Raw genomic sequence first — 24,959 nt, forward strand, 5'->3', positions numbered from 1 at the left:
AAAGGTTTCGGCGGTGAACCTGCTGGGGCACAACGGCACCCTGCAATGGAACCAAACAACTGATGGGCTTGCGGTTACCCTGCCCGAAAAACCGCCTTGTGATAATGCTTATGTGCTTAAAATAGTTGGTTAATAAAAATCTAACGGCCCGTTGCTCCTGATATACAGTTGTTCCATGCCCGTTCCGGTATGGTTAAACGCAGGCCTGGGTAAAGCCTGCGTTTAACAAACGGGTTAGCGTGTATTTTTTATCAATGCAAATCTCTCGTTACTTTACTGCCGGAGCCTCCCCTTAAAATGTCAATGTCTGCCCCAAGGTGTGCCTGCTGTACATGATCTATATAAAACTTCACATACCCGCGGTCGGCAACAGGCTCTGGTGCAACCCAGGCAAGCTTTCTTCTCTCCAGCTCATCCTCGCTTACGTTAAGGTGCAGCCGCCGGGCGGCAACATCCAGTTCAATTATATCCCCGTTCTTAACTAAGGCCAGCACACCCCCAACGGAAGATTCGGGAGATACGTGCAGCACTACGGTGCCACCGGCAGTTCCGCTCATCCTTCCGTCAGATATCCTTATCAGGTCTTTTACACCTTTTTTCAGCAGCTTTTCCGGCAGGTCAACATTGCCCACCTCCGGCATGCCGGGGTAGCCTACCGGGCCTACGCCTTTTAAAACAATAATGCTGTTTTCATCAATTTCTAAATCTTCATCATCAATGCGGGCATGGTAATCTTCCATTGTTTCAAAAACAACCGCCGGACCTTTGTGCTGCATCAGTTTATCTGTTGCGGCAGAAGGCTTTATTATAGCTCCATTTTGGCAAAGGTTACCCTTCAGCACCGCTATGCCGGCGTTCTCCTGCAAAGGGGTGGCTATATCGCGTATCACGTCATTGTTATAGCATACCGGCGAGCTGTTGTTTTCACCAATCGTTTTTCCGTTTACGGTAATGGCATCATTGTGCAGCAGGTTTTGCAAAGCTTTTATAACAACGGGCAGGCCGCCGGCATAATAAAAGTCTTCCATCAAATACTCACCGGAAGGTTTCAGGTTTACCAGCAGCGGTATATTGCTGCCAATCCTGTCAAAATCTTCCAGGGTCAGGTTTACGCCAATGCGGCCGGCAATGGCCAGCAGGTGTATAATAAAATTGGTAGAACCGCCTATTGCCGAGTTAACAACAATGGCATTTTCAAAAGCCTGCCTGGTTAATATTTTTGAAAGCGTCAGGTCTTCTTTTACCATCTCAACTATTCTTCTGCCTGAAAGCTGGGCCAGCACTTTTTTGCGGGAGTCAACGGCAGGTATAGCTGCCGCTCCCGGCAGCGTAAGCCCCAGCGCTTCCACCATGCATGCCATGGTAGATGCTGTTCCCATCGTCATGCAATGCCCCTGGCTTCGGGCGGCGCCAATTTCGGCCTCCAGTATATCGGCTTCCGTATAGTTGTCAACCAGCAGCTTCTCCTTCACCATCCAGTTAAAAGACCCACTGCCCAGGCAGCTCCCTTTAAAGCGGCCGTTTAGCATGGGCCCCCCAGGTACAATTAAGGTTGGCAGGTTAACACTGCAGGCGCCCATCAGTGTGGATGGCGTGGTTTTATCGCACCCGGTAAGCAGTATAACGCCGTCTATCGGGTTGGCCCTTATGCTTTCTTCCGTATCCATGCTGGCAAGGTTGCGGAACAGCATGGTAGTGGGCCGCATAATGGTTTCCCCCAAAGAGGTAACCGGAAACTCCAGCGGAAACCCACCGGCTTCGGCCACCCCGCGTTTTACTACTTCTGCAAATTCGCGTAAATGGCCATTGCAGGGCGTCAGTTCACTCCAGGTATTACAAATGCCTATCACCGGCCGCCCCTGAAAGTAATCATCCGGGTATCCCTGGTTGCGCAGCCAGGAGCGGTGCACAAATCCCATCTTGTCATTCTTGCCAAACCAATCGTAACTTCTTAATTTTTTAGCTGCGGGCATAATATTGATCATTTAAAGGGTAATTCACTTAACGGCACAGCAGGTATCGCCATACAAAAAATCCGCTCCTTTTTTATCGTCACTCTCTCTTTCTGATATTTTTTGGGGCTTTGTACAGTTGTTCGCCGGTTTAGCTGTGGTCCCGGCTTTCCGCTGCAAGTCCTCGCCACTCGTACCTCGTGGCTGCGGGCTTTCCGCTCCAATCCGGCAGCCCGTCACCGGTACCAATTCTTCCCGGCAGGCATCCTGCACATCATTGCGCATCCCGGTACATATTTAACCAGAGTTAACGTGCCTTAAAGCTTTTTCTCATGTATTGGTGGGGCAAAGTATGGTGTACCGGCTTTAAAATCTTCCAATAAACAACAGTGTTGTTTTTTATACTTTTTAAATCCATGAAATCCATTTCTTTACAGCATATTACAAACGTATGAACCAATTTTTGCTTGTCCGGGGCCGCTCCCACGAACTGCTGCAGTTTCCTCACATCGTGGAAATTGGTTTAAAAAAGAATGCCTCTATCCAATTCGGCTCGCTGCCGGTATCCGTTAGCCAGTGTATCCGGCTTTACTTTATTATTGATGGCAGGTTTGAGTGGGAGGTAGCAGGCAGGCCCTGTACGGCCTACCCGTCAGACCTGCTGTACGTGTTGCCCGGGCAAACTTTTGGCGGGGCAAACGGTTACCTGGATATCGGCTCCCTGGCCTGGATATTTATCGAAGATGCCAATGGCGATGCCCGCCGCTGGAAACCGGGCAACTGGAGTTCGCTTTCAGAGATAGAAAAACAAACCATCGGCAATATTTTAATGATGAACCCCTTTGGCCATTTGTGCCGCGTTGCCGATACCGGCAGGATATTTACCCAACTGCATACCGAACTTGTTACCCAGGAAATAGGGTACCGGGCAAGGGTAAACCAGCTTACCGATGAGTTGCTCATTACCGCTACCCGCCAGGTAACCCGGCAAAACGTTGCCGGCAGGGACTTTCCTAAAATTTTCCTGCAGTTGGAACAGAAGCTGCGCCAGAACCTTTCTCACCAGTGGACGGTGGAAGAGATGGCTGCCAGCGTTGGTATGGGAACAACGCTGTTCAACGAAAGGGTGAAAAATTTCTCCGGCTTTTCCCCGCTTAACTACCTTATCAATATCAGGATAACAGAAGCCATCAGGCTGCTTAAAAAGCCCGGGATAAATGTTACGGATATTGCGCTGGATACAGGCTTTTATTCATCACAGCATTTTTCTACTACCTTCAAAAAATTGACCGGTTATACCCCGAGCCAATTCAGGAAAAAAAATTCGGAAGACATTTAAATACACGTTATGGAATGTATTATCAGTATTGAATTAGGTACCAATGCAGTCAGGGTGTATGCATTCAATATGGAGGGTGGGTTAATCGGCAGCAGCAAAGGGTCTTACCCCACTTTTCATCCTGTGCCGGACTTTAGCGAGCAGGACCCGGAACAGATTTTTATTACCATGCTGTACGTGCTGAAGAATTTTTTATCAGAAAAAATATACCCTTCCGGTTACCATGTACTTTCTATCTGTTTCAGTGCATCCATGCACAGTCTGGTGTTAACGGATAAAAAGGGGGCGCCCCTGTACAATGCCGTTACCTGGGGGGATAACAGGGGCAAAAAAGAAGCCCGTACACTCAAAGAAACACCCGTTGGCAAAGAAATGTATGAAGCCACGGGAACGCCTATCCATCCCATGTCACCGCTCGTTAAAATAGCCTGGTTCCGAAACAATGAACAGGAGGTGTTTAAGCAAACAACCAAGTTTTTATCCATCAAAAGTTATATCATACAGCAGCTTAGCGGCGCTTACATTATTGATTACAGCCTTGCATCCGCTACAGGCCTGCTCAACATACATTCCAGGGAATGGGATGCCGCGGCGCTTGATTTTGCGGGTATATCCGGCAAACAGTTGCCGGCGCTTGTACCTATTGCAAATGCTGATTGTAAGCTGCGCAAGCAATACCAGGTTTCCCTGGGGCTTGGGCCCGATACAAAAATCATAGCCGGTTCAAGCGACGGTTGTTTTGCAACATTGGGCGCCGGGATAATGAATGGCAACGCGGCAACGGTAACCATTGAGGACAGCGGGGCCATGCGGGTGATTGGAAAAGAGATATTGAAGGACAAAGGGGGAAAGCTGTTTAACTATATCCTTGACCAGGATTACTATGTTTCCGGCGGGCCTACCAATAATGGCGGCGTTATTTTTGACTGGTTTGCTTCACAGTTTGGCGAACACAGGGCCGGCTTTGACCCGGAAGCTGCAACTGCGGATTTATTGATGCAGGCATCCCAGGTATTGGCAGGCGCTGATGGCCTGGTGTTTCTGCCCTACCTTTTGGGAGAGCGGGCGCCTATATGGAATGCCAATGCCAGGGGCGTTTTTTTTGGCCTAAATATCAACCACGAAAGAAAACACCTGGTAAGGGCGGTACTGGAGGGCATTTTGTATGAGATGTACAGCATCGGTAAAATGCTGCTAAAACACAGGAACATAAAAAACATCTCGGTAAATGGCAGTTTTGGCACCATCCCCCTGGTAACACAAATGCTGGCAGACATGTTTAACAAGCCTGTAAGCGCTTCCCCAAATGTCAGCAGCGTTAGTATGGGGGCGTACCTGTTAAGCGCCACCAGTTTCGGCAAATTCAGCAGCCTGGAAAACGCTGCCAAATCCGTAACGCTGCCGGCACCTGTTATACCGGACAAAGCCAGTCATGATACATACAGCCGCCATTATCCTTTGTTTGAAAGGCTTACCGTTAAACTTGGCGATGAATTTGAGCTGCTTGCCCAACTGTAGCTTGCAAAAATCAACGGCGTTGAATTTTATACTTTTCAGCGGCTGAAATGCTATTTCTTTACAGCAGTTACCGGCTTGCCATTAAATGGTAGTTTGCAAAAAACGCTCACATGGCCCGTTACAAACAGCACAACAAATAAAATCCTTTGCTATGCCTTATCTGCCGGGATTCATGCACTTCAAAATAATTGTCAGATTGACATTAAATATGCCTGCTAAAACATGTCTTGCCGCCCTGCTGCTCTTGTCAGCAACATTTATTGCCGGGGCGCAGGATTACAAGGCTTTGCCAATGTGGGATGAGAAGCTTTTTTTTGATGAGCGAGTTAATGACCTTGTAGCCAGGCTTACCCTGGAGGAAAAGGTAGCGCAAATGCTTAATTCAGCCCCGGCCGTTGCACGCTTAGGAATACCGGCTTATGACTGGTGGAACGAGACGCTCCATGGCGTAGCAAGAACGCCGTATCATGTAACTTCTTACCCCCAGGCTATTGCAATGGCCGCAACCTGGGATACCGCTGCCTTGTTCACCATGGCGGATTATTCTGCAACCGAAGGCAGGGCGGTGTACAACAAAGCAATGGCTGCCGGCCGCAACAATGAGCGTTACATGGGGCTTACTTACTGGACACCTAATATCAACATTTTCAGGGACCCCCGTTGGGGCAGGGGACAGGAGACCTATGGCGAAGACCCCTTTCTTACTTCCCAGTTGGCGGCAGCTTTTGTCCGCGGCCTGCAGGGCAACCACCCAAAATATCTAAAAGCCGCGGCCTGCGCCAAGCACTTTGCCGTACACAGCGGGCCGGAACCTTCCAGGCATGCCGACAACTTTAACCCATCATCGTATGACCTGTGGGATACTTACCTGCCCGCCTTTAAGAAATTGATTGTAAACGCTGGTGTGGCAGGCGTGATGTGTGCCTACAATGCCGTTAACGGGCAACCTTGCTGTGCCAATGACCAGCTTATGAACGATATACTGCGCAGGCAGTTTCAGTTTAAAGGATATGTAACAAGCGATTGCTGGGCAATTGATGATTTTTTTAAGTACCATAAAACGCACAAGGATGCAACTGCCTCCGCCGTTGATGCAGTGATGCACGGAACAGATATAGAATGTGGTACTTCGGTGTATTACACGCTGGTGGATGCGGTTAAAAAAGGGCTTATTACCGCACAGCAACTGGATGTTTCGGTTAAGCGGCTCTTTATGGTACGTTACCGGTTGGGATTGTTCGATTCTCCATCCCGGGTACCATATGCACAAACGCCTGACTCCGCCCTCGAATCGCCACCACATGCGGAACATGCTTTACAAATGGCCAGAAAGTCAATTGTTCTGCTGAAAAATGAAAATAACACTTTACCGCTTCCCAGGAATATCCGTAAGCTGGCTGTTATTGGCCCGAATGCGGACAATAAAATAGCGGTGCTGGGCAATTACAACGGCTCCCCTTCAAAGGTTGTAAGCCTGCTGGATGGCCTCAGGCAAAAGCTGGGGAACAATACCGGACTCTTTTATGAAAAAGCCATCAATTTTACCAACGATACCCTGCTAGCTTACCAGGATATCAGCAGTAGCTTTTCTTTCAACGGGCTGCCAGGGGTACAGGCGGAATACTATAACAACGCTAAGCTTCAGGGCAGTGCCGTGGTAACCTTAACGGAAAAAGACATCAACCATTACTGGCCGGAAGGCCAGGCCCCCGCCCCCGGTGTGGGAACCGGCCATTTTTCAGCCCGCTACACCACTTTTTTTAAACCCGTTCCGGCAGCCGGCAGCTTCAATTTTGAAGTGGAAGGCGATGACGGTTACAGGGTGTACGTTAACGATTCCCTTATTATTGACGCATGGCTGCGCAACAGGTGGGGGGCCAGGCAGTTCAGGCTGGATAGCCGGCCGGACAGCACTTACAAAATAGTGGTAGAGTTTTACCAAACAGAAGGCAATGCCGGTATAAGGCTACAGGCAGGAGAACCCGTGCGGACTGACTTTGAAGCGCTTGCCGCCAGGTTAAAAGATGCAGACGCTATTATTTTCGCCGGCGGCATCTCGCCTCAGTTGGAAGGGGAAGAAATGCCGGTGCAGGTACCCGGGTTTAACGGTGGCGACCGCACTACTATCATGCTGCCTGAAGTGCAGACAAGGCTGATGAAGGCATTGGTTAAAACAGGTAAACCTGTAGTGTTTGTTATGATGACAGGCAGCGCCATAGCCATACCTTTTGAGCAGGAAAATATTCCAGCCATTGTTAACGCATGGTATGCCGGCCAAAGTGCCGGTACTGCGATTGCCGATGTGATCTTTGGCGATTACAACCCCTCCGGCAGGCTTCCTGTTACGTTTTATGCCTCTGATAACGACCTGCCCGGTTTTAGTGATTATTCCATGAAAGGGAGGACTTACAGGTACTTTAAAGGCGAGGCTTTATACCCCTTCGGGTATGGGCTTTCTTACACCACTTTTCAATATTCAGGTCTCAATATCTCCCCCGTGCCGGCACAGGCGAAAAGCATCCGGGTAAGTTGTACGGTTAAGAACACAGGAAATAAAGATGGCGAAGAGGTTGTGCAGCTTTACCTGCAGCATTCCCCCGGTTTTCCGTTGGCGCCCCTAAAGGCCCTGAAGGGCTTTGCAAGGGTAAACCTGAAAGCCGGCCAGGCAGGTGAGGTGTCTTTTACGCTCACGGCAGACGATCTTAGCCTGTTGGATGATGCGGGAAAAGCTTTTTTACCCGTGGGTAAAGAGGTTGCCATAAGCGTGGGCGGCGGCCAGCCAGGGTTGAAAATTAAAACTGCCGGAAATGTTGTTACGGCCAGGTATACAATAAAGTGAATAATGAGTAACCAGGGGTTAGGTACTGGCTATTTATATGCGGCAGCGCAATGTCATTAAGTTAAGCCCCATCGGGGCTTCCTGTTTGTAGAAACAAGATCATTTTAGATGAACGGATGCCACGTAGTGGCTACCCAATCGTCGCTTAAGGGTAGCCGCTATGCGGCATAATTCCCTTGTTGTATGCTATTTCTACAAACATGTAGCACCTACGGCGCAAAGAACAATGTCTTTCTTCTTCACTTAATGACATTGTGCGGCAGCGGTAAGCTGAAGGGAAGTACAGGATGCCCTGCCGGGAAGAATTGGTACTGCCCCCGGGCTGCCGGATTGAAGTGGAAACCCCGCTGAGGCTATTGCGGCGCGGCATTGTGGCGGAGTTGCAACGGAAAGCCGGAACTGCAGTTGCCTTAAGCACCAGCAGTAGAAAGCCCCAAATTCTTTGCTGTAAGAGCAGTTCATTTATTAAGAAACCTTAGTTATGCAGATATATAAAGTAATGATAGCTTTCGTCCTGGCGGCATGTGTGGCCCCGGTATTTGCGCAGGTTACCATAGCTGGCAAGCATTCGCAAACCACTATTTGCAACCCGCTTAACCTTAGTTACCGTTTTTGCCTGGATTCTCCGTCAAGAAGGGAAGCCGCCGACCCAACCATCGTTAATTTTAAAAACGAATACTACCTGTTCGCGTCAAAATCGGGCGGTTACTGGCATTCAACAGACCTGGCCAACTGGCAGCTTATCAGCACTGCAGACCTTCCGCTAGAAGATTATGCACCGGCGGCCTTTGTTATGCGTGATACCCTTTTTTTTATGGCGTCCGCAGGCAAGCCTGTTATTTATAAAACAGCCGATCCTCAATCAGGCAAATGGCAGGTTGCATGCCCCGCTTTTGCTATCGGCATGATTGACCCCGCTTTCCTGGTGGATGATGATGGCCGTCTGTACTTTTATTACGGCTGTTCTAATATCAACCCTATTTATGGCGTAGAGCTGGATACGGTAACTTTTGCCCCTTTAGGTAAGCCTGTTGCATTGATGAACAGCAATAAAAAACAGTACGGGTGGGAGCGTAAGGGCGATTACAACGATGGTACGGACAACCCCTGGATTGAAGGCGCATGGGTTAACAAACAAAACGGTAAATATTACCTGCAATACGCTGGCCCGGGTACAGAATATAAAAGTTATGCAGACGCGGTATATGTAAGCTACAGCCCACTGGGCCCGTACCAGTTGGCGCCCAACAACCCCTTCTCGTCAAAACCCGAAGGTTTTATAGCGGGTGCGGGGCATGGAAGCACTTTTAAAGATATATACGGCAACTACTGGCATATTGGTACCATGACCATCTCGCAAAAGCACATGTTTGAAAGGCGCCTGGGCCTGTTCCCCACTTTTTTTGACGGCGATGGGGCGCTTTATACCTATACCGGTTTTGGCGATTTTCCCATGCGTATGCCACGGCAAAAGATAAAAAGCCCTGGTGACTTATTCCCCGGCTGGATGCTGCTGTCTTACAAAAAGCAGGTGCAGGTTTCTTCCGAAAGCCCGGGCCATGAAAAAAGCCTTTTGAATGATGAAGATGTAAGAACATTTTGGAGCGCCCAAACGGGCAATAAAGGCGAATGGGCCAGGCTTGATTTAGGCGCTGACTGCAGTATAAACGCGGTGCAGCTAAACTTTGCTGAACACCTTGCCCAGGCCCGGGGCCGCAACGACAGTTTATATTTTGCCTACCTGCTGGAATATTCCACCGATGATAAAAACTGGCACACACTTGCGGATAAAACCAATAGCCGCGATGATTTATCCCATGATTACATTGAACTGGAAAAAGCTGTTAAAGCAAGGTATTTGCGCCTGGTTAACCATCATACGCCCAGCGGCAACTTTGCCCTTGCGGGTTTTAGGGTATTCGGCAAAGGCGGTGGAAAAGTGCCCGCCGAAGTAACAGGGCTTGCTGTTAACCGCTTAAGTAACGACGCTGCAATTGTTAACCTGCAGTGGCAAAAGGCGCCCGGCGCTACCGGTTACAATATCCGTTATGGAACAGCGCCTGGTAAAATGTACCATGTTTACCAGGTTCTTGACACCGCAGCCTTAACCATCAGGAGCCTTAACCAAAGCGAAACCTATTATTTTTCGATAGACGCTTTTAACGATGCCGGTGTAACCACAAGTAAAAAGGTTATAGTGGCCCATCCGGTACAATAAGTTCCGCAGGCAATTAACGCACAGATTTTTGAACAAGCATAGCAGGCCCTGTGTATTTACGCAGGGCCAATTTTTTTGCAAGCCGCAGGCATGGATATTTTTTGGGGGTGTCCCTCGTACCTCGGGCCGGGCTTTCCGCTCATACTCCGGCACAAAGCAGCGCTGCGATGGCTTCACCGGGGTATCCGCTGCAATCCCTCACCCGACAGTGTAACAGGCTGCTTTTTTTGCCGGCGGTCGTTGTGCCTATTCAAAAAAAGGAATGCCTGGAACGGCATATTTTTTCATTGCCTCCTCGTTAATTTCCACCCCAACCCCTGGTTTTTCAGAAACAGTAATGAAGCTGTTGTTCACCCACTCCCCATCGTATTTTACAATCTCTTTAAACATCGGGTCTGTATGGAAATAAGATTGCCATTCCAATATCAAAAAGTTGGGAACAGAAGCGCAGACATGGCAGGATGCCATAGCCCCCAGGAAAGAAGCCACCATGTGCGGTGCAAAAGGTGTGTAATACAGGTTGGCCAAATTAGCTATCCGCTGGCCTTCGCCAAGCCCGCCGGCTTTTTGCAGGTCGGGCATCACTATGTCAACTGCCCCTATTTCCAGCAGGGGCCTAAAGCCATAGGCCAGGTAATGGTTTTCGCCGGCAGCTATGGGGGTAGAAGTAAAATCTGTAATCAGCTTGTAAGCTTCAGCATTCTCCGCCGGTATAGGCTCTTCCAGCCACATCAGGTTAAGGGGCTCTAACAGCTTGGCCACTGCTTTGCCGGTAACGGCATCGTACCTGCCATGCATGTCAACAAGAATGTCTGTTTCCGGTCCAACGGCCTCCCTGGCGGCTGCAATCTGGTCATGCATCCTTTGCAGTTCGCCCGGGCTGGCAGTCCAGTTAAACCTGTCGTACTTTTTGGGGTCGTTGGCCTGGTCAAGGTCAAACTTTATGGCATTAAACCCCATGTTTTTTGATTTCAGGGCTGCTTCGGCAAAATCTTTTGGCTGGGGCAGGGTTCGCTGGTATAAGGCTGTGTCGCAATATACCCTTATTTTATCGCGGAATTTGCCGCCCAGCAGTTGGTACACCGGCACATTCAGTGCTTTACCCGCTAAATCCCACAGGGCAGATTCTATAGCCGACAGTACTGCCACATACATGCCAGACTGGGCGCCCTGGAAAAAGCCGGATTTCCTGATGAACTCAAACAGCCTGTGCACATTTAGCGGGCTTTGCCCTTTTATCCTGGCGCCAAAATTTTTCACCAGGTGGTAGGTGCCGGGCACCGCGTCAACACCTTCCCCACAACCCCATATATCCTGGTTGGTATAAATTTTTACAAAAAGGCTGCCCTTAACATAACCACACTTTATGTCGGTTATTTTAAGGTCAGAAGGGGCGGAGCGTTTTTCAAATTTTTCCACTGATGCTTCATATTGCTGCCCAAAAGCGGGCAGGGTAGCAAGGGGGCTCAGTGCGGCGGCAATGGCTGCCTTGGTTAAAAAGTTTCTTCTTGAATTATGCATAGGTGTTGTTTTATAATCGCTGTACTTATTTGTTGTGCCTGTGTAATGCGGTGTGCGTGGGCGGTGCGTATATGCTACCACGTTCTGTCTTTAAGGTATTCCTGTATTTGCTGTTTACCTACCGGCAATTCGTTAATATGGTCGTTAAGCCACCGGGAAAAGTCCTTTTCAATTTCGTCGCTCCACCGGGCATCAATCTGCCCGGCAGTATAAGTGCCTTCTTTTAACCTTTGATGGCCAAACAGGTCGCGGAGCCTTACAATTTCCGAAGTGGTTACCACTTTTTCTGCCAGGTGCGGCGGTATAAAAACAACAACGCCCAGTTTGCCAAGTACTATGTCTCCCGGCATAACTGTTACCGTACGGATGCGGGTTGGATGATTGATGCCCACAATCATTGTATTCAGATCGCCGGGAGGGTTGTGATAGGAGGGGTCGTAGCTGGTATAATAGGATGTAAAGCCGCCTATTTCTTTCAGTCCTTCAATATCGCGGAGTGCCCCGTCGTAAACAATGCCGTTGCCTGTCTTCGCGTAGATGGCATTGCCCACATTATCGCCAATGGTGGGGCCGTTGCGGTGGGCGCCAAACTGGTCAGCTACATACACATCGCCCTGTACCAGCAGGTCAACAGCCCAGGTATTCTGCCCTCTTTTTCCACTCTTTTTGCCAACGGAATCTATGGCGCCCCACACATCGGGCCGGGCGGGCATAAAGCTGGTGGTTACGGCCCTGCCCACCAGCACACTGTCTGGGTTAATAACCTGCCAGCCTTCGGCAACCTGGTAAGCATACCCGGCATTTTTCATCACTGCCCAGGCTTCTTCCACGCTAACAGACTTCATCCTGCGCAGGATGTCGTCAGGCACTTTCGGCCTGCCGTCCGCAAAGCGTTCCCCTTTCCATAAACGGGTAAGGCCAATTAATTCTTCCTTTGTAATCTGTACCTGCTGGCTATAACTGGTATGCAGGTAAAATAATGTTGCACACAGCAGCATCAAAAATTTAGATTTTGGCATAGGTTCATGTTTTTTGGCGGCCGTATTTACAGCCGTTATCAATCAATAGTTGTATGTTTTGATTCTTTTGGCGGCCTGCGGTGCCAGTAAGATGCCAGCAGGCTGCCGGTTGTATTCATCAGAGGCCCAAAAATGGCCGGCGCTAATCCTACTGTGGCCAGTTTGCCCATTTCTTTGGCCAACCCGCTGGCCAGCCCCGCATTTTGCATACCCACTTCTATCGCTATAGTGCGGCAGTCGCGTTCGCTCATCCTGAAGAGCCTGCCGGTCCAATACCCCAGGGTATAACCAGACAGGTTGTGTATCAATACCAGTATTACCAGTACAGGGCCGATACTCAGGAGGCTGTTACGGCCGGCGGCGGTAATAATGACAAGAATAAACGCTATACCAAACATAGAAACCATCGGCATAATGGTTTCCAGCCATTTTTTGTTACCCCGCAGCAGCTTATTGGCTATAATGCCTGCGCCAATAGGGAGTATAACCATCTGGATAATATCCCACATCATCTTTGCCGCGTCTATTTCTACAAAAGCTCCGGCCAGCCATTTCATCAGGAATGGGGTTACAAAAGGGGCCAGCATGGTTGATACTGCGGTAATTGTTATGGACAATGCAAGGTTGGCTTTGGCCAGGTAGGAAATAACGTTAGATGCCATCCCATTAGGGGAACATCCAATGAGGATGATGCCCGCCGCAATTTCAGGGGGCAGGCCACTGAAGTTTGCTATCGTAAAACCTAACAGGGGCATGATGATAAAATGGCTTACAACGCCTATGAATACGCCGACCGGGTTTTTAATCACACCGGCAAAATCACCCAGGCCCATGGAAGTTCCCATGCCGAACATAATAAGCTGTATAAGGGGCGTTATGAGTGCGGATAATTTAAAAGACCCCCAACTGATAAAGTACTGTGGGTGATACAGGGCCATGCAGACAACCCCCACAATGGTTAAAGTGTAAGAAAAACCTGACAGGTGCACATTTCCCCTGAAAGCATACGCCAGCAGGAGAAAAAAAGCTGTAAGCAACCATCCGGCTATCACATGATTGCCCTGAACTGTCAGAATAAGGTAGGCTGTTGCCAGCACACTGGCTGCGGCGTATAAGAATTTGCTAAGTGGTGTCATGCTTTTATAAATTTCCTGTCATTCCGCATGGGGTGGTTTTAAATCTCAAATGCGGGTACTGAACTTAAAAAATGTGTTTATTTTTTTGTTTTAACGCTGTGTAAATTGTCATTATAACAATTTTAAAAAGCCCTGTTCCATAAAGAAGGTTTATTTTATCAGCATGCATACATAACCATGATTTATATTATGCATACAGCTTAGGCCAACAGGTATGTTTTTTTAAATAATTGATTATCAATATAAATTAAATTTATTTCACTGGCTTTAAATAAGGGGCGTCTGGAAGGGGCGTTTGTACAACCGCACAATCATAAAGCAATCATCGCTCATCAAATATCAGCTAAATAAAAATATTATTTGTACAAAATACAACACTGTTCTTTTTTGGAAGTTTGATAGGGCCGGGTGTGATATTATTGTATCCTAAACTGCACATTCAGCGCCATTAATTAATCAAACAGCCTGCTTATATGAAAGAAAGAAACACTCCGGTGACATCGCCGGTCGCCTGCCGCTTTTACTTATTTTTTTTGTTACAGTTTATTTTGTCTGGCTCTCTTTTAGCGCAAAGCATTTCGGGAACAGTAACTGACAGGGAACAACGGCCCATTTCGGGGGCCACAGTAACTGTAAAGGGTACCGCCAGGTCTGCCATTACCGATAATGTCGGAAAATTCACTATCAATGCCGCGGAAGCAGACGTGCTGGTAATTTCATTTATTGGGTTTGTAACACAGGAGATAACTGTAGGCAACAAAACCAATATAGCTGTCAGCCTTGCCTCTTCCGAAGCAACCGACCTGGATACGGTCATCGTAGTAGCGCTTGGCATGAAAAGGGAGTCAAAGAAGCTTGGCTATTCCGCCGAAACCGTTAAAGTGAATGAGCTTCAGCAAAACCGTACCGTAAATGTAATGAATGCCCTGGAAGGCAAAGTAGCCGGGCTGGATATCTCCCCGCCCTCTTCCGGCGCCGGTTCCAGCACCAAGATACGCCTGCGGGGCCAGTCCGCATTTGCCGGGGCCGTCAACTCGCCACTGATTGTTATCAACGGCCTTCCAATGGACCAGGGGGCCCGTGGTGCAGATGGAAATAATTCACTCGACCTCGGTGATAATATGCAGCAGATAAACCCGGATGATATAGAAAGCATGACTGTTTTGAAAGGTGCTACTGCCGCCGCTTTATACGGCTCCAGAGCAGCCAACGGGGCTATTATCATCACCACCAAGAATGGGGCAAAAAATACGGGTATAGGTGTTGAACTGAATTCAAATTTTTCGGCAGACCAGGTAATTGACCTTACCGACTTTCAATACGAGTATGGCCAGGGCCAGGCCGGCGTACGTCCGCAATCGCCCGGCCAGGCTGTCACCACCGGCCAGTTTGGTTGGGGTGAGAAGTACGATGGGGCACTAACCTATCAGTTCGATGGCGAACAAAGGCCCTACCTGCCACAAAGAAACAGGATCAAGCAATTTTTCAGGACCGGAACGTCGTTCACCAATACCATCGCCCTGTCAGGCGGTAATTCAAGGGGCAGCTTCCGCGCCTCTTTTTCCAACCAGGATGCCAAAGGGATTGCACCCAATAATGATTACGAAAAGAAAATATTTAACCTTGGCGTTAATTACAAGTTACACGAAAAATTATCCCTGCAGGTAAATGTTAACTATGCGTACGAAAACAATAACAACCCTCCGCAAGTGGGCGTACAGGGTGCCGGGTCGCCAAATTTCCTGTACAGGTTAAGTAACTCAATAGGGCTTGACGTATTAAGGGAAAAAGCTGTCTCTGACAACGGTACTGAACGCCAGACGTCCGGTTTTCAGACAACCCTGATTAACCCCTACTACCTCATGCCGCGCCAGTTTATCATCAATAAAAGAGACCGCCTCCTCGGAACTGCAACGCTGCGCTATGACCCCTTTAAATGGTTTTATATACAGGGCCGGGTAAACATGGATTATGTCTCCACCTTACTTGAGCAAAACTATCCCACCGGTACAGGCAGTTCAACACCGCTCAACCAGGCAGGCACCGGCTTTAATGGAACGTATAGCGTTAATACAGGTACCGGCAGGCAAATGAATATGGACTTTTTGGCCGGGGCGCATCATTCCTTTGGCGACTTCTCAGCAGACCTTAGCGTAGGCGGTAACATTTTCACCACCAACAACCGCACGTCCAACCTGAGTGTTGTTGACTTCACGGTGAGGGATCTCTATTCTTTCGAGAATGGTATCATTAAATCAGACCCCAATAACCCAACCAACTTTGGTATTTACAAGGAACGGGTTAATTCGCTGTATGCATTTGCCGAGTTTGGATATAAAGGATTGGTATTTTTAAATGTTACAGGGCGCAACGACTGGTTTACGGTATTAAACCCCCGCAACAACAGTTCTTTCTACCCGTCGGTTAGCGGAAGCTTCATATTTTCCGAACTGCTTAAAAGTTTCTCCTGGCTTAACTATGGCAAGTTAAGGGCCTCTTACGCCGATGTGGGAAGTGCCAATGGCATTGGCGCCTTTACCGGTGTTTTAAATTATGGCATCCTGCCAAATCCATTCGGTGGTTTGAGCCTTGGCACCATTGCCAATACCAATAGCCCCAACGCCCTGTTGCGGCCATTTAGCGTAAGGGAAAAAGAAATAGGTATTGAACTTAAAATGTTTGGCAGCAGGGTAAACCTGGATGTGGCAGCTTACGAAAAGGTTACCCGTGACCAGATACTGACGGTAGAAATTTCAAATGCTTCCGGGTATGTAGGCACACCGCTTAACCTGGGCTCCCTGCGCAACCGCGGCATAGAATTTATGGTAGAGGTTATCCCGGTTAGGACTTCCAGCTTTGTATGGAGCAGTTCTTTCAATACTGCAACCAACAGCACAGCAGTGTTGTCCCTGGCCCCTGGTCAACAAAGGCAAATTGTGGCAACTTTTGGTGGAAATGAATTTATAGGATCATTGGTTTACGAGGTGGGCCAACCCCTAAACCAGCTCGCCGCAAAAACTTACCTGCGTAATGAAAAGGGTGAAATAATTGTGGGCGATAATGGCCGCCTGCAGGCCAGCACAGGCAATAATGTACTTTTTGGCAGCGCTTTGCCAAAATTTACAGGGGGGTGGAACAACACTTTCCGCTACAAAAATCTCAGTTTACTGGTGCATATAGATTATAAGGCAGGAGGAAAAATCCTTTCTTCCACGGCGCTTAATGGCCTGAGGCAGGGTCATACAAAAGCTTCATTGGTAGGCAGGGAAGGGGGTGTTATTTTCCCCGGTGTTCGTGCGGATGGATCCCCGAATACCACTGCTGTTGACCCGCAGTTATTCTACACCGATTACCGTAACCTGCAAATAGCAGACCCTTTTGTTTTCAAATCAGATTTTATCAAGTTGAGGAATATTACGTTGACTTATGATTTTTCAAGGATGCTTTCGTCTAAAGTGAAATTCATCAAAGGCGTTACACTGTCAGCTTCATGCCGCAATGTTTTAATTATCAAAAAGTATCTCCCGGACCTTGACCCCGAAGCCTTCGCTTCCTCGGGAGATAACAGGGTTGGCTATGAACAAACCACATTGCCTACCACCAGGAATTATGGCGTTAACCTAAATGTGAAATTTTAAAACTGAACGACGATGAAAAAGCTGACGGCCTTTATTGCCTTACTGATATCCCTGCTTATCGCAGGTTGCTCAAAGAATTTCGAATCCATTAATACTAACCCCTATGCGCTCACTGATATTAACCCTGCTCTTTTGTTTACCAATGCGCAGCGTTTAACCAATATCAGCAACTGGGAAGGGGAGCCCACTATCGTGCAACAGTTTGTAAACGCCTATAATACAGGGGCTACCGCTGGGTTTAACTTTAATGAAGACAACAACAATTTTAATATCCCCCGCTGGAATGATAATTACCCCGGCCCGGTTAAATTGATGGAACAAATTATCAGCCTTACAAAAGATGACGCTGCACGCTCTAATCTGTACAACCAGGTTAGGATATGGAAGGCTTATGTATTTATGACATTGGTGGATACCTATGGGGATGTGCCTTACAGCGAGGCTGGCAAAGCTTACCTGGACATTGTTTTTTACCCGAAATATGATAAGGATGAAGCCATTTACGACGACATTTATAACGAACTTAAAACTGCCACCGCGGCACTGGATGGTTCAAAAGACATAGTAAAAGAAGATTTGTTTTTTGGCAGCCTGTCTTCTGCCGCAGACCAGGTGGCGCAGTGGAAAAAACTGGGCTATTCCCTGCTTCTAAGGCTGGGTATGCGGTATTCCAAACTTAACCCGGATAAAGCTAAGAGTATTGTGCAGGAGGCCTACAACGGCGGGCTTATGTCGGCAAACAGCGATAATGCCATGATACGTTTTACCTCCGTGTATGTTAACCCGGTAAATAACGGGCCCCGCGGTGGTAACACTTATTTTTATTACCTGGCTGAGCCATTTGTCAACCAACTTAAATCAACCGGCGACCCAAGGCTGAAGTACATAGCAGGCAAGTATGCCGATCCTAACCAGGTGCTTGCATTAACGCCTGATACAACTACGGCAAACCAATATGGTTTTCCGGTTGGCTACGATCAAACCAGCGTTCTCAGCTATCCTGGATACCGTGGCACTAACGGTACGGGCCAAAATTACTCCCAGTTGAATTTTGTGGTGTTTGGCAGCGCCACCGCGCCGCTGTTTTATGTAACCAATGCCCAAACAAAATTACTTCTTGCAGAAGCAGCCCACAGGGGGTGGCTTTCCGGTCTTTCAGGGGCGCTCACGGCAAGGCAATATTACGAGGCAGGGGTAAGGGCAGCTATGGATGAATTTTCCATGTACCCCAATACGCCCAACCCCGCGATACCGGATGATGTAAAAGATGCCTACCTGGCGCAGCCCGCCATTGCTTATAACGATGCTAAAGCGCTTGAACTGATCAATACACAATACTGGATTACTTCTTTGGGCAACGGGGTAGAGTCTTTCGCCAATTTCAGGAGAAGCAGCTTCCCCGCACTGCAACCTAACAGGTACAACAATAACCTGCAGAATGGTTTTGCAAGGCGTTTCGCTTATCCCAACGAAGAATCTGCAAGGAATAATGCTAACTACCAGGAGGCTGTTACAAGCATAGGGGGGTCGGATGATCTTACCACCCGTGTTTTTTGGGATGTGCAATAAAGCAATACCGAGCAATTCAGCCGGTCTCATATAAAAAATTCCTGTAGTTGGCCCGATGATTAACTACATACTTACCCTTTACAAAATGCGCTGATGAAAAAAATATTCTTTTACCTGTTGCTGGCAGCCCCCGTATGTTTAGCGGCGCAAAATGCCACCATTAAAATTGATGTAAGCCGAACCCTCGCCGAGATTGACCCGCGTATTTATGGCGTGTTTATGGAGCCTATACACCTTAACGGCAAAAGGGTGGGGTTGCCCGATTCTGTTGACTTTAACACCTTGTATGGTACGCTTTACCAACCCTCTTCTCCGCTGGCTGATGAGAACGGTTTCCGCAAAGACTACATAGAAGCAATGAAGGAACTGAAGATTACCAATATGCGCTGGCCGGGCGGTAATTTTTTAATGGCTTACGACTGGAAAGATGGCATTGGCCCCAAAGACAAAAGGCCCACACGTATCAACCTGGCCTGGGGCGGTTTGGAAACCAACCAGGTGGGTACAGACGAATGGATTGAACTGAATAAAGCCATTGGCAGCGAAAATATAATTTGCGTAAACCTGGGCCTGGCAAACATTCTGGATGCAGCGTACTGGGTGGAATACTGCAACTACAAAAACGGTACGTATTATTCTGACTACCGCAAAAATAATGGCCACGCACAACCCTATAATGTAAAGCTCTGGGGCCTCGGTAACGAGGTGGACGGCTTACCCTGGGAGCTTGGCCACAAGGTAGCGGAAGATTATGTGGAAACAGCAAGGGAGGCAGCCAAAGCAATGAAATCTGTTGACAGCAGCATCCGTTTTGTCGGGTCGGGTTCTTCGTACTACGAGCCTACCGGCAAGTGGGTGGACTGGAACTACAAAGTGCTGGCAGGCATAGGCGATAAAATTGATTACCTCTCCATTCACCGGTATTGGGAGGGGGATGGCCCTTCTTACTACAGCAACATGGGCGGCGGCGCCATGGATTTTGAAGAAAAAATAAACCTTACTGCCGGGCAGATTGCATCTGTAAGGGCAATGAAGAATTTTAAGAACCCCATTTACATTGCCGTTGACGAATGGGGAGCCTTTGGCAGAAACTTTATGAACGTGTTGCCCATAGCGCAATGTTTAAATTCATTTATCCGTCATGCGGATGTTGTGAAGATGGCCAACTTTACACTGCTTACGTCCCTGTTGTCCAGCGATCCCCAAAAAGGCACATTCAAATCTCCTTTGTTTTATACGTTCAAATTGTTTTCCAACAACTGCCGCGGCAAATCAGTAGATGTGTATGTTAATTGCGATACATTCAGCACAGTTAAATATACCGGCATACCTTACCTGGATGCAACGGCCGTTCACTCAAAAGAAAATAACGCTGTTTTTATCAATGTGGTAAACAGGCACGAAACACAGGCCATTACCGCGGACTTATTTGATATCGCCGGCATGCTTTCCGGTAAGGCAGAAGTTTCTGTGATTAATACCGGCAACCTGGAAGCGCCTTTTGAATTTGATAAGCAGGAGCAATATAAACCTGTTGTAAAAACCGTAACAATCGCCAACGGAAAGTTATCTTTATCACTGCCGGCACATTCTTTTACCCAACTAAAAATAAGCGTTGTTGCAAAATAATTCTTCGTCATACAGCAGCTTAATACATAGCATGCCTTATCAAACGGGTATATCATGAATGCAGGTACCGGCAATAATTTTTCATGGCATCCCGGTTGCGTCGCAATCCGTTCATCTGTAGAATATATGGCATCTTCAGTTTCCTTTGCAAATCGCAGGCAATACACAGGCAGGCTTCATAAAAAAGCAACCATCCGGCGGCACTTTGCAACCGCCGTTTTTCTTTTCAGCATAACAGTGCTCTTTACACATGCGCAAAGCAGTATTCACCATAATGTTTCTTCCCATCAAAAAACAATTCCCGTTTTAATTGTTGACGGTTTCAGTAACCACGACTGGAAACAAACCACCGCCGTAACCAAAAAGATACTGGAAAACAGCAGGCTGTTTAAAGTTTCTGTTACCACCATCCCAACCGATAGCGCAAAAAGGGCACTGTGGCAGATAAATTTTAATGATTATGCGGTGGTAGTTCAAAACACCAATAACATTCATAACACCAGCCTGCAATGGCCGAGGCGTATGGAAAAAGCATTGGAGGCCTACGTTAAAAATGGCGGTGGCTTATATGTACTCCATTCGGCCAATAATGCTTTTGCGCATTGGGCGGCTTATGATACCATAATCGGGCTTGGCTGGCGTCCCAAAAACACCGGCTATGCCCTGGAAATTGATTCAAATAAAAATATTGTGCGTTATCCGCCGGGGCAGGGAGAAAATACCGGCCATGCGGAGAGGTTTGATGCGGTTATACAACTACTCAACCGCCACCCTGTTAACCAGGGTTATCCTTTAAAATGGAAAACAGCCAACACGGAAGTGTATTACTATCCGCGGGGCCCTGCAGAAAATGTTACGGTTCTGTCTTATGCGTATGACAGTACAGGCACCCGTAAAAACTGGCCGGTCGAATGGGTGGTTAGCTATGGAAGAGGCCGCGTGTATAGCTCAAGCATGGGGCATTTGTGGAAGGGCGAAACATACCCGCCTGCCTATCGTTGCCGGGGATTTCAAACCACCCTGGTCAGGGTGGTGGAATGGCTGGCTACAGGTAAGGTAACCTACCCGCTGCCGCAGGATTTTCCGGGAGAAGATATGGTAAGCCTTGCAGGTGAAGACGGTTTTACAGGTGGCGCCGGGCAGGCTGGCAAGAGTGCTTCGCCGCTTAAAACAGGCTTGAAGTAAAATGGCAAATATTACAAACAATTTTTTATGAAACATCTGATCTTTCTGTCCGCATTTGTATGGTTATTTAGTCCAGCCGGCATAGCCCAGGATATTATCCGGCCGGCGCCAGCCGGCTTCGATACAGTGCACGCCAGTATTCCGCGTGGAAGTATTGATACCATCACCTACTATTCCAAAACTGTAGGCGTTAAACGCAGGGCAACCATCTATACGCCACCGGGTTTCTCCAAAAAGAATAAATATCCCGTGCTGTACCTGTTGCATGGCATCGGCGGCGATGAAAAGGAATGGCTGATTGGCGGCACCCCGCAAATTATACTTGACAACTTATATCCAGAAGGCAGGATTGAGCCCATGATTGTTGTAATGCCCAATGGCCGTGCTATGAAAGATGACCGTGCTGTTGGAAATGTTTTTGACAGGGATAAAGTGGAGGCCTTTGCCACTTTTGAAAAAGATTTGCTCAATGATTTGATACCCTTTATACAAAAGAAATACCCTGTGTATACTGACCGTGAGCACCGCGCTATCGCAGGCCTTTCCATGGGTGGCGGCCAGTCACTTAATTTTGGTTTAGGCAACCTGGATGTATTTGCATGGGTTGGTGGTTTTTCATCCGCACCCAATACAAAACCGCCGCAGGAATTAGTGCCGGATGTAGAAGCTGTTAAAGAAAAAATTAAACTGCTTTTTATATCCTGCGGTGCAAGCGATGGTTTAATCACCTTCAGTAAACGCACACATGATTATCTGCAGAAAAACAGTGTGCCGCATATCTATTACATAGAACCCGGCGTTCACGACTTTAAGGTTTGGAAGAATGGTTTGTATATGTACTCCCAACTCATCTTCAAACCGGTTGATACATCTACGTTCTCCAAATACCCTGTAGTGGGGGCGCCTGCAGCTACCAATGTCCGCAATGCTAAATACCCGCAGATATTGCCCGATAGCCGTGCCATCTTTGGCATCAAAGCCCCGGGTGCACAAACGGTGCAGCTTGATTTGGGGAAGAAATACGACATGGTAAAAGACACGGCAGGTGTATGGACGGTTACAACAGACTCCCTGGACGAAGGGTTTCATTATTATTCACTGTTGATAGATGGCCTGGCTGTTGCTGACCCATCCAGCGAATCTTTTTATGGAATGGGCAGGATGGCAAGCGGCATAGAAATACCATTTACCGGTGGGGCGTATTATGCCCTTCGGGATGTACCGCATGGCGACATCCGCATTAAAAACTACTTTTCAAGGGTAACCAACTCATGGCGGCAATTGTACGTTTATACGCCGCCGGGTTATGATTCTGCGTCGAACGATAAGTACCCCACGCTCTACATACTGCATGGCGGTGGTGAGGACCAACGCGGCTGGGCTACACAGGGCAAAACAGATTTGATACTGGATAACCTCATTGCTGCAAAGAAGGCAACGCCTATGATTATCGTAATGCCCGACGCCAACGTAGGCATGGGCGGCTTCAGCCCGGGCGGTATTGAAAACTCGCTAAAAACTTTTGAAAGGGAAATGAAAGAAACCATCATTCCTTTTGTTGAAAAAAATTACCGTGCACTGCCCGGTGCAAAGAGCAGGGCTTTGGCTGGCTTATCTCTCGGTGGCCTTCATACGCTATATACAGGCATTAACAACAACGATGTGTTCTCTTACCTGGGCGTATTCAGCTCAGGGTGGATAATACCGATGATGGGATCGTTCGCTGAAACACAATATTCGTTTATAAAGGCCAACGCAGACAAGATAAATGCCAACATAAAGCAGTTGTGGATCGCGATGGGTGGCACGGAAGATATTGCCTACAGGAATTGCCAGGTAATGCTGGGCAGGTTGAAGGAACTGAATATAAAATACACGTACAGCGAATATCCCGGTGGCCATACCTGGCCGGTATGGAGAAACAACCTGTACAATTTTGCACCCTTGTTATTTAAAGATTGATTTTTGAATGCCTCAAAAAATAAAAAGTACAATGAAAATGAAAAACATCATCATGCTGGCCGCGGCAATACTGGTTGCGGGGGCAGGTTTTGCGCAGGATAAAATTGTTGAAGACTTTAAACCTTCTGAACTCAACCAGCCAGGGCAGCAATACCCGCAGGTGAACTCCCAGGGGTACGCCCGGTTTCGCGTGGTGGCACCCTTTGCTAAAAGTGTAAAAGTGAGTTTAGGATTAGGGGGCCGCGGGGGTACAGTGCTTACGCAAATGCCCGACAGCACCTGGACAGGCACTACGGAAGGGCCGATGGACGAAGGGTTTCACTATTATAACCTTACCATTGACGGCGGTAAATTCAACGACCCCGGCGCAATGAATTTTTTTGGTTCCACACGCTGGGAAAGCGGTATTGAAATACCGGCGCATGACCGGGACTTTTATGCAGTGAAAGATGTACCCCATGGTAATGTTGCGCAGGTGCTGTTCCCTTCAAAAGCCACCAATACCTCACGCCGGGCATTTGTATATACACCCCCGGGTTATGAAAAAGATAGTAAGGCGTATCCCGTGCTTTACCTGCAGCATGGCTGGGGGGAAGATGAAACAGCATGGGCCAACCAGGGGCATGCCAACCTGATTATGGACAACCTTATTGCAGAAGGGAAAATAAACCCTTTTATTATTGTAATGACTTATGGCATGACCAACGAAGTAAAATGGGGCCGCATCAGGGATTTTAAAATTGATACATTTCAAACGGTGCTTACAGATGAACTGATTCCCTATATTGATACCCATTTCCGCACCCTTGCCAATCAGCCCAACCGCGCCATGGCGGGTTTATCAATGGGCGGTATGGAAACCCGCATGATTACACTCAATAAACCGGAAGTGTTTTCTCATTATGCTTTGTTGAGCGGTGGCGTGTATGCGCCGGAAGATATCAAAGACAAGTCTAAAGTAAAACTCATCTTTTTAAGTTGCGGCAGCAAGGAAAACCCTGACCGCGTAAAAGAAGCCGCCGATAAATTAAAACAGGCAGGGTATAATGTGGCTTCTTATGTTTCGCCTAACACAGCGCATGAGTTTTTAACATGGCGCCGCAGCCTGTACCAACTGGCTCCTATGTTGTTTAGATGAAAGAAAAATGTGTGGCAAGGGCAAGTCTCTAAGATCAGCTACATTACTGTTATGCGGTGTTAATTGAACATGTGCAGGAGTGGCGACTCAGGGCCGCACTTTATACTTCTGTTCTTAGCCCTGCAACGTTCACCTTATTTTTGTTTTGTTGCAAAGCGGCAGAAAAAGTATAAGCAGGTTGCACAATGCCGCAATATATTCTGCAGTACAAGTGAGTGACACAAGGGACGATGATAGCAGCAACGCAGCTAAGTACAAAATATAAATGCGGCTCGTACAAAAATAAAATGGATTAT

Annotated in this window: 15 protein-coding genes; 11 read left to right on the forward strand and 4 right to left on the reverse strand. The window is 47.9% G+C overall.

Going from position 1 to position 24,959, the window contains the following annotated elements; translation table 11 throughout:
* Positions 1-13 precede the first annotated feature (13 nt).
* Positions 14-133 carry an alpha-L-fucosidase C-terminal domain-containing protein gene (locus F0364_RS29475; RefSeq protein ID WP_370752421.1) on the forward strand — a complete coding sequence of 40 codons (120 nt, stop codon included), beginning with the start codon at positions 14-16 and terminating at the stop codon, positions 131-133.
* A gap of 118 nt (positions 134-251) precedes the next feature.
* On the opposite strand, the gene F0364_RS20900 is transcribed toward F0364_RS29475, so the two are convergent.
* Positions 252-1,973, reverse strand: coding sequence for an IlvD/Edd family dehydratase (locus F0364_RS20900; RefSeq protein ID WP_153799764.1), 1,722 nt, complete (start codon positions 1,971-1,973; stop codon positions 252-254).
* A 430-nt stretch (positions 1,974-2,403) separates the two neighbouring features.
* Between F0364_RS20900 and F0364_RS20905 the strand changes: the two genes are divergently transcribed.
* The 4 genes from F0364_RS20905 (at position 2,404) to F0364_RS20920 (ending at position 9,866) form a co-directional block, all read left to right on the forward strand.
* A complete protein-coding gene (locus F0364_RS20905) occupies positions 2,404-3,291 on the forward strand; it encodes a helix-turn-helix transcriptional regulator (protein ID WP_153799765.1) in 888 nt (295 codons plus the stop codon).
* Positions 3,292-3,300: 9 nt separating this feature from the next.
* Positions 3,301-4,809 (forward strand): gluconokinase, encoded by a 1,509-nt coding sequence (locus F0364_RS20910; RefSeq protein ID WP_153799766.1) that lies wholly within the window; start codon positions 3,301-3,303, stop codon positions 4,807-4,809.
* A 208-nt stretch (positions 4,810-5,017) separates the two neighbouring features.
* Positions 5,018-7,648: a glycoside hydrolase family 3 C-terminal domain-containing protein gene (locus tag F0364_RS20915; protein ID WP_153799794.1), complete on the forward strand. Its 2,631-nt coding sequence runs from the start codon at positions 5,018-5,020 to the stop codon at positions 7,646-7,648.
* 481 nt (positions 7,649-8,129) lie between these two features.
* Positions 8,130-9,866, forward strand: a complete 1,737-nt coding sequence (locus F0364_RS20920) for a family 43 glycosylhydrolase (protein WP_153799767.1) — start codon at positions 8,130-8,132, stop codon at positions 9,864-9,866.
* A 246-nt stretch (positions 9,867-10,112) separates the two neighbouring features.
* Here F0364_RS20920 and F0364_RS20925 read toward each other — a convergent pair whose 3' ends face one another.
* The 3 genes from F0364_RS20925 to F0364_RS20935 form a co-directional block, all read right to left on the reverse strand.
* Entirely contained in the window at positions 10,113-11,387 is a 1,275-nt protein-coding gene (locus tag F0364_RS20925; protein WP_153799768.1) for a mandelate racemase/muconate lactonizing enzyme family protein, read from the reverse strand.
* A gap of 74 nt (positions 11,388-11,461) precedes the next feature.
* Complete coding sequence (locus F0364_RS20930; RefSeq protein ID WP_235921186.1) at positions 11,462-12,406, reverse strand: RraA family protein; 945 nt, start codon at positions 12,404-12,406, stop codon at positions 11,462-11,464.
* A 38-nt stretch (positions 12,407-12,444) separates the two neighbouring features.
* The gene (locus tag F0364_RS20935; protein WP_153799769.1) at positions 12,445-13,542 is read right to left on the reverse strand and encodes a bile acid:sodium symporter family protein; all 1,098 of its coding nucleotides are present in this window, start codon (positions 13,540-13,542) and stop codon (positions 12,445-12,447) included.
* Positions 13,543-14,075: 533 nt separating this feature from the next.
* On the opposite strand from F0364_RS20935, the gene F0364_RS20940 reads away from it, so the two are divergent.
* The 6 genes from F0364_RS20940 (at position 14,076) to F0364_RS20965 (ending at position 24,663) form a co-directional block, all read left to right on the forward strand.
* The gene (locus F0364_RS20940) at positions 14,076-17,180 is read left to right on the forward strand and encodes a SusC/RagA family TonB-linked outer membrane protein (protein ID WP_207632810.1); all 3,105 of its coding nucleotides are present in this window, start codon (positions 14,076-14,078) and stop codon (positions 17,178-17,180) included.
* Between the two features lie 12 nt (positions 17,181-17,192).
* Complete coding sequence (locus F0364_RS20945; RefSeq protein ID WP_153799771.1) at positions 17,193-18,749, forward strand: SusD/RagB family nutrient-binding outer membrane lipoprotein; 1,557 nt, start codon at positions 17,193-17,195, stop codon at positions 18,747-18,749.
* A gap of 93 nt (positions 18,750-18,842) precedes the next feature.
* Entirely contained in the window at positions 18,843-20,378 is a 1,536-nt protein-coding gene (locus F0364_RS20950) for an alpha-L-arabinofuranosidase family protein (protein WP_153799772.1), read from the forward strand.
* 54 nt (positions 20,379-20,432) lie between these two features.
* A complete protein-coding gene (locus F0364_RS20955; protein ID WP_153799773.1) occupies positions 20,433-21,563 on the forward strand; it encodes a ThuA domain-containing protein in 1,131 nt (376 codons plus the stop codon).
* Positions 21,564-21,590: 27 nt separating this feature from the next.
* Positions 21,591-23,525, forward strand: a complete 1,935-nt coding sequence (locus F0364_RS20960; RefSeq protein ID WP_153799774.1) for an alpha/beta hydrolase-fold protein — start codon at positions 21,591-21,593, stop codon at positions 23,523-23,525.
* 31 nt (positions 23,526-23,556) lie between these two features.
* On the forward strand, positions 23,557-24,663 hold the full coding sequence (locus tag F0364_RS20965) for an alpha/beta hydrolase (protein WP_153799775.1): 1,107 nt from the start codon (positions 23,557-23,559) through the stop codon (positions 24,661-24,663).
* The last annotated feature ends 296 nt before the right edge of the window (positions 24,664-24,959 follow it).

This window comes from Foetidibacter luteolus (genome assembly GCF_009650435.1).
Lineage (GTDB): Bacteria > Bacteroidota > Bacteroidia > Chitinophagales > Chitinophagaceae > Foetidibacter > Foetidibacter luteolus.